At 40.0% G+C, this 7,794-nt stretch carries 5 protein-coding genes; 3 read left to right on the top strand and 2 right to left on the bottom strand.

The window, feature by feature from the left end:
* Positions 1–1,195 (top strand): dipeptidase (locus RLO81_RS03060; protein WP_350107062.1); only part of this gene is annotated, 1,195 nt, incomplete at its 5' end.
* Between the two features lie 86 nt (positions 1,196–1,281).
* On the opposite strand, the gene RLO81_RS03055 is transcribed toward RLO81_RS03060, so the two are convergent.
* Entirely contained in the window at positions 1,282–3,741 is a 2,460-nt protein-coding gene (locus RLO81_RS03055) for a YbcC family protein (protein ID WP_350107059.1), read from the bottom strand.
* A gap of 19 nt (positions 3,742–3,760) precedes the next feature.
* Positions 3,761–5,425 (bottom strand): proton-conducting transporter transmembrane domain-containing protein, encoded by a 1,665-nt coding sequence (locus RLO81_RS03050; RefSeq protein ID WP_350107056.1) that lies wholly within the window; start codon positions 5,423–5,425, stop codon positions 3,761–3,763.
* 222 nt (positions 5,426–5,647) lie between these two features.
* On the opposite strand from RLO81_RS03050, the gene RLO81_RS03045 reads away from it, so the two are divergent.
* Positions 5,648–6,019, top strand: a complete 372-nt coding sequence (locus tag RLO81_RS03045) for a hypothetical protein (protein WP_350107054.1) — start codon at positions 5,648–5,650, stop codon at positions 6,017–6,019.
* Between the two features lie 42 nt (positions 6,020–6,061).
* The coding region (locus RLO81_RS03040) for an efflux RND transporter permease subunit (protein WP_350107051.1) at positions 6,062–7,794 on the top strand (1,733 nt) is incomplete at its 3' end.

Here is a 7,794-nt window from a genome sequence, read left to right as displayed (position 1 = left end):
CTGTAAAACAGCAGGTTATCCGATAGTTTATGGTGAAAAGATGGTTGACCCCAATTTGCCAACTGTTTTGGTTTATGGACATTACGATGTGCAACCTGCAGACCCATTGGAATTGTGGGATTCTCCTGCATTTGAGCCAGTAGTTAAAAACGATAAAATCTACGCAAGAGGCGCCTGCGATGACAAAGGCCAGATGTACATGCACGTGAAGGCGTTTGAGGCCATGATGAAAACGGATGGCGTAGCTTGCAACGTGAAATTCATGATTGAAGGTGAAGAGGAAGTTGGATCTGAAAATCTTGAAATCTTCGTGAAGGAAAACAAAGAAAAACTGGCTGCTGATGTCATCCTTATTTCAGATACATCCATGATCTCTTTAGATACACCTTCTATTACTGTTGGCTTAAGAGGCTTAAGCTATTTACAAGTAGAAGTGACAGGTCCTAACAGGGATCTTCATTCAGGAGTTTATGGAGGTGCAGTAGCTAATCCAATCAATGAGCTTTGTAAAATGATTGCCTCATTGAAAGATGATAAGAACAGAATAACCATTCCAGGCTTTTACGATAAGGTGGCTGAACTAACTGCAGAAGAAAGAAAAATGCTAAATGAAGCACCATTTGATCTGGATGAGTATAAAAAAGACTTAAATATCGAAGATATCAGCGGTGAAGATGGTTTTACCACATTAGAAAGATCAGGTATCAGACCAACACTTGATGTGAACGGAATTTGGGGGGGCTACATTGGTGAAGGTGCTAAAACAGTACTTCCATCTAAAGCTTATGCGAAAATCTCCATGCGTTTAGTGCCTAATCAGGTTTCGGATGAGATAACAGAATTATTTGAGAAACACTTCAGAAGCATTGCTCCTAAATCAGTAAAAGTAAAAGTAACACCACATCATGGTGGAGAACCTGCGGTTACTCCAACAGATTCTGTGGCCTATGCTGCTGCAAGCGATGCATTTGTAGAAGCCTGGGGTAAAGAACCAATTCCTACCAGAGATGGTGGAAGTATTCCAATTGTGTCTCTTTTCAAAGAAGAGTTAGGGTTGGATACTGTATTGATGGGCTTTGGTTTAGATTCTGATGCAATCCACTCACCAAATGAACATTATGGTGTAACTAATTTCATGAAAGGAATAGAGACCATTACCCTCTTTTATAAGCATTTTGCTGCGAAGAGCAAATAAGAAATACTAGTTCAGAAATAAAAAGCCTGCTTGAATTATTCAAGCAGGCTTTTTATTTGAAGTGAAAAGTTAGGAATAGAACAATCTTAATCGACCACCTCCCACTGCAAATCACTAATATATTTATAGGCCACTTTACCTTCAGCATTCATGGCAAATAAGTAAATCCACTCATTGTCACATAAGTCTCGGATCGACTTGTGTTTTTCAAGGATTTTGCTCATTTCGTCAGCAGGTGCTTCAATAATTACATTTAATCTTTGAGGCTCGTGTTGATATTTCTGTCCATCAAAAACTGACTGTAGCGGCAGACCTACTCGCAAGTCACCTGCAAACCCTTCAAAAACGCCAAGTCCGCCTACCACGTTGTGCAACGTTTTGTTACCTGACCCGAAGACTTTATTGTCAACCGTTGAAGCGTAGTACTGCAAATTGATCCAGCTGGTTACTACCATCGGGGCAGTCATAATCAATTCCAGCACACTGAAAGTTTTATCTTTTTTCCAGTCATAGCTGTGTAGGAAGGCTTTTCCTCCAAAATCTACGCCCTGGGTACGTTCTCTGGGTGCCACAATAAAAGAAGAGCAACCTGCAAGACCCCATTCCGGTCTTACTTGCGACCAGTCTTTGCTTCTTGCAAAAACCTGTTGATCCACATTGCCTTCATTCAAATTCATTCGTTGCCCGCGCTCACTTCTAGCAGCAATTGCCGCCATTCGAAGCAATTTCTTCAAGTGCGAAATCTCCTCATCATGTGATGCCGGTATAAGATCGGTGTTAAATAATGTCACCTCATCTGTAGTGGTGTCATGCTTACAAGCAATGAACACCGTAGTCTCAGGAATTTCAATTCCTACATTTACTAGTGCCTTACGAACTTCTGAATCATTGAGAACAGCAGCAGCAACTTTGGCATTGGCTTCCCCCGTGTTTCCTCCACAGGCACCACAATCTAATCCCGTAGCGTGAGGATTGTTCACTGTAGAAGAACCGTGCCCAACAATCAGCACAGACTTCGCAAAATTCTCTGTGAGTGACATAGCACGTAAGGCGTTTTCTGCCATTTTTATACGTTCTTCCAAAGGAATTCCATAGGCACCGGTAACATCTTTCTTCGCCTCAAGACTCACCTTTTTCATCTCCACTGTTTTGTCATCAAGACCTACCTGATCCGGATGTTTAACCGGACGTGTTAAACCAAATGAGTTGGTGAACAACTTAGGTAAGAAAGAAAGTCCTATCGGGGAAACGAAGCTGAAACAACTTACAGCTCCCGATTTAAAAGTACTCCACGCTTTTTGAACATGCTGTTTCAAGCTTCTATTGGCAATTATTTTAGCATCAACTTGTGTATCCCCAGTAGTCTCTTTAATTGTGTGTGATGTATTGAGCAACACAGGGCAGTTGTTACTTCCATGCTCATGACCCATTTGTGTATACTTAACCGGGAAGGCAAAGAAACCTGCAAAGCCCATAGTGGCTATGTCCGAATCAAGCGCTTCCAGATTTCTTCTGTACAATTCAGATCGCACATCAATACAGAAGATCGCCTGCGCTCTTGGAGTTTTGGCTTCAATAGTACTTTTATCATTTTTCGCGATCTTATCAATAATCAAGCGTTGGTTTGTACGGTCAAAAGCATCCTGCAGAACCAGCTGATTTAACACCTGCTTATCTGCGCTCTCAACAGCGTTGTAAGTTGCAATGATGCTTTTATTGACAGACCATTCGCTTTTAAGCTCATCCGATTTAAGAAGTTCAAGCAGGCAGTATTCCCAACTCAACAGGATAGTAATGAATTCTGAAGTGGCTCTACTTTCTTTGTTTCCAGCCAGATTCGCTTCAAAATCAATTCTGGCACAAAAACCTGCCCAGCCGCTCATTGTCATCGCCAGTCTTTGCAAGTACAGTTCTAACGCATTTTCCGGAACCTTAAGCTTTTCAAGAATAGTCCGGGCTGCTTCTAGTGAGTTTTCAGGAAGGGTTTTTGCCATATTTCTAAATCCGGAAAGTCCCATAAGTTCGGTGCTGTAATCAACTTCAGCTTCCTTTTTCCACGCAGCGTATAAGGAATCTTGCTTCTTAGCTGTTTTCCATGCGGCCTGATTTTGATCGAAATAGGCTGCTGCCCAATGTGATATTCTGTCGATCATAAACCTTTTCCAGTCTTTGCCATTCAGGTTACTCGCAAGGTCGCCAACTGTTTTTACCTTTAATGCCTTATCGTCAATCTGCTCAAATAGTTGAGCCAGAAATTGATCGGCATTTATTCCTTTATTATGCTTATTCAGCGCATAGGCGATATCCTCCTTTGAAATTCTACCTTCCTCCAGCGCTTTCAGGTAAAATGATATGGGTAAAGTAGGCTCGGCATCAGCAGTAATTTTTAGCTGCTGCATCACTTCACCAAAAGGGCGATTGGCCATACCCAGATAAGGATTAACCGCAACGAAATTCTCCAGCGACCAAAGCGGGGCAATTTTCGCTGACGTGTTCTTAAGAAGTGATTCTACTTCTTTGATGTTTTGTTTTTCTGCTAATTGCATGATACTAATCGAATTAAGCTTATTGATTTGATATTGTTTGAGACTTGTAAATGAGTTCTCCATTTTCCTGGGCAAACTCATCCGCCACTTGGTTATTTTCTTCTGCCTCAACTGTAAGGTTCGCCCATTTGAATTTGTCGTTTTTCAGGGCACCTATCATCCTGTCGAAAATAACATTGGCATATAATCCATTTCTTAGGTGCACACCCAAGCGGTAGCCAAAACTTCCTGATTTCAAAGCTGGTGATACCAGTTGAATGAATACAACCGATCCGAAAAGAACCAAGGTGGTAATGATTACTCCTTTAATTAATAAGGAAGGTGCAGCATATACTGGTACCTGTGAGGCGAGTAAAATGTGCGCCCCTTTCTCCAGACTAAAGAATGCCAGTGATACAATAAACACCATTACTCCGGATTGAAGGATTGCTGAGATACTGCCTTTAGAATCAATAGTGGATACAATAAGTTGAGAAACTCCTAGAGCAATAATAGCACCTACCGCCATTAAAGAAAACTCATTAACAGGATCCAGACCCCACCAGTAGCAAAACAAAGCATAGACGCTAAGTGAAAATAAAACCCCGAGTAAAATTCTCGGTATACTCCCCAAACGATTAGGCGTAACTACCTTTTTTGCTTTTACCACCTCTACAACACTACCTGACGAAAGGAATGAATTCGCCTTATAAAAAGAGTGAGCTACCAAGTGCAAAATGGCTGCGCTATAAACTCCAAACCCACACATCAACAAACTAAAGCCCATATGCGCGACACTAGAATAGCCTAACGAAACTTTAATGGTTGGCTGCGTCAGATACACCACAGAAGCAAACAAGGCCGTAAACCCTGCGATGATGATCAACACCAAAGAAGCGGTTTCAGATAGTTGCATTAAGAAGGCAAACCGTACCATCAAAAACGGACCGGCATTTAAAAGACCGGCATGTAACAGGGCCGAAACAGGAGTTGGAGTTTCTACTACTTCGATCAACCAGCCATGGGTTGGAAATTGCGCTGATTTTAATAAGGCGGCAATTACTAGCAGGAGAGTAGCCGTTGTTAATGAAGAATTTAATGTGTTTAGTGATGCTACCTGATCAAATATGGTTTGTAGATCACCCGTATTAAACTCGAAGTAAATTAACAAAAATGAAAAAGCTAGGCAGATATCACCTATTCTAGCCACAATATATTTCTTTCGTGCAGCTGCAATGGCTTGAGGTCTGTTTCTGTAAAAAGTTAACAAATAGTGTAAGCAAACACTTGTTATGACCCAAAAAAGGAACAGTTGGAAAAGATTACCTGATAAAACGAGCAATTGCACCGATGCAATGGTGGTAGCAAGTCTGCTTATAAAAATGTGCTGTCTTCGGTCTCCATCGAGGTAGTTGATACTAAATTTAAGAATGATGAAGCCTAATAAGGCAATCATCACAAACATGATCATACTTAGGGCGTCAAGCCTTAGTGATAAGCCTAATTCTGCAAAAACGATTAAATCGCTTTGAGAGACTCCACTCATCCATGTTAAACCTGCACAAATAATTGAAGTAAGAATTCCCAACCAACCTATTGACTCTATATTCTTTCTTGTTGGCTTTACAAGATTAATGGAAAGAGCAATGGAGAGGAGATAAAGAGAAAATGGGACTATTAATGGGAGAAGGGCTAATAAGTGCATTTGCATTGTCATTAATTTTTAATGCAAAGCAAGTATTATATATTCATAAATGAAAATTAATAATTTAAATGTATAACATAAATAATGTTTATGTATTAATTATAAATGCTCCCATTGTACATAAAACGCAGCATTTAAAGCGGAACTTATTTTAATTGGTTTTTGTATCAATCCTGATAATCGTCAGTTTTTTATCAGGGTTACCTTCGTATATTTATATTGTTGAAACAATTTGCTAAAATATTCCTGATTGTACCTGTCATGCTTCTTATGCTGCATACACTTGTTCAGCATAAGCATGTGTCACCGGGTGATGGCAGCACATATATTCAAAGTTGCCAGCATGAAATCGATTTCTTTGGTTTAATTAAACATGCATTCGAAATTGACGAACGGGAGAATCATTTGGAAGAATTTGAAGTAGCAAATTCGGAAAATATTGATTTAGGAATACTAGCAGTTATCTCACAGTTACTATTCACTTCCAGGATTGAAACAAAACAATCCACATCCTGGCCGGCCTATTCTGTTTCATTACCTTCAATTTTTTACATTCCTAATTTAAGCTTTCGCGGCCCACCAGCGCAATCCTAATCTCTGCATTAGTTAATATTTTAAAGCTTAAATTCTTAATACATGTTAGATAAACTCATTGGCTGGAGTATAGCCAATAAATTAATAGTACTTCTTTTCGTACTGTTTCTAATAGTCTTTGGCAGCTTTTCACTGTCAAAAATACCCATTGGTGCAGTGCCTGATGTAACCAATAATCAAGTACAAGTGATTACTACATCCAGGGACCTTTCTACTCAAGATGTAGAGCAGTTTATAACCAGCCCAATAGAAATGGAACTGGTGAATATTTCTGGCGTGAAAGAACTTCGTTCTATATCAAAGTTTGGCCTATCAGTGGTTACGGTAGTGTTTGATGATGATATGGGTACTTATTTACCCCGACAATTAATCGCAGAAAAGCTCATTTCTGCATCAGAAAAGATACCTGATGGTTTCGGAACCCCACAGATGGGCCCTATTACTACCGGACTTGGAGAAATATATCAATACGTTATTGAGGTAGATCCTGAATTTAAAGATCAATACACCACAATGGAGCTACGCACAATTCAGGATTGGGTAATTAAGCGGCAGCTTTCAGGAATTAAAGGCGTGGTAGAGATTAATACCTGGGGTGGGTTTTTAAAACAATATGAAGTGCAGATTAATCCCATTCGATTAAGGAGCCTTAACCTATCAATTCGAGAAGTATATACTGCACTTGAAAAAAATAATGATATCACGGGAGGTGGGTATATTGAAAAAGGAAAACAGGCTTATTTTATTAGAGGAGAAGGTCTGGCGGAGAACATATCGGATATTGAAAATATCGTAGTGGTCAATCGGAACGGACTTCCAGTTTACGTAAAAGACATTGCGAAAGTAGGGCTGGGCCATGCTACCCGTTTTGGGGCGGTAACTGGAAATGCGGAGGGTGAAAAAGTGCTCGGGCAAGTAATGATGCTGAAAGATGCCAACTCAAAAGCAGTATTAGAAGCTGTAAAGGAAAGAGTAGCAGAAATTCAAAATACCCTGCCTCAAGGTATTTCTATCAACCCATTTCTTGAAAGGAGCGAACTCATTGATAAAACGACATTTACTATAGCTGAAAATCTGATTCTCGGTTGTTTAATTGTAGTTTTTGTGGTTGTACTTTTACTCGGCAATCTGCGCACTGGTTTAGTAATTGCCTCAGTAATACCACTTTCACTCCTTTTTGCGCTTTCCTGTATGTATATCTTTGGTGTAGATGCTAACCTGATGAGCCTTGGGGCAATAGATTTTGGTATTATCATCGATGGTTCTGTAATAATTGTAGAGTACATTGCCTTTAAAATAACGGCAAACAGTAAGACACTTCAAGATCTGGCTAAACCCGCCAGAAAGCTTGAAATAGATCGTTTAGTGAATCAGGGGGCATCAAAAATGATGCATTCTGCCATTTTTGGACAGCTAATTATTCTAATAGTATTCATCCCAATCTTGTCACTTTCTAATGTGGAAGGTAAAATGTTCAAACCTATGGCATTAACCTTTTGCTTCGCGTTGGCAGGCGCAATGATTCTTTGCTTTACGTATGTGCCAGTGGCAGCGTCTATTTTCTTAAAACCTACTGACAAGCAGATGGCCTTTTCAACCAAATTGATCGCCAATTTGAAGAAAGTATACGAGCCGTTACTTATAAGCGCACTTTTAGTTAGAAAATGGGTGGTAGCATCCGCAGGAGTAATTTTGGTGTTAGCTATATTATTATTTACGAGGCTTGGTGGTGAGTTTGTGCCTACTCTGGATGAGGGTGATTTTGTAATTCAACC

This window comes from Fulvivirga sp. (assembly GCF_040220315.1).
Classification (GTDB): Bacteria; Bacteroidota; Bacteroidia; order Cytophagales; family Cyclobacteriaceae; genus Fulvivirga.
Note: the sequence above shows the minus strand (reverse complement) of the source record. Positions and strands in the feature narration are given on the sequence as shown.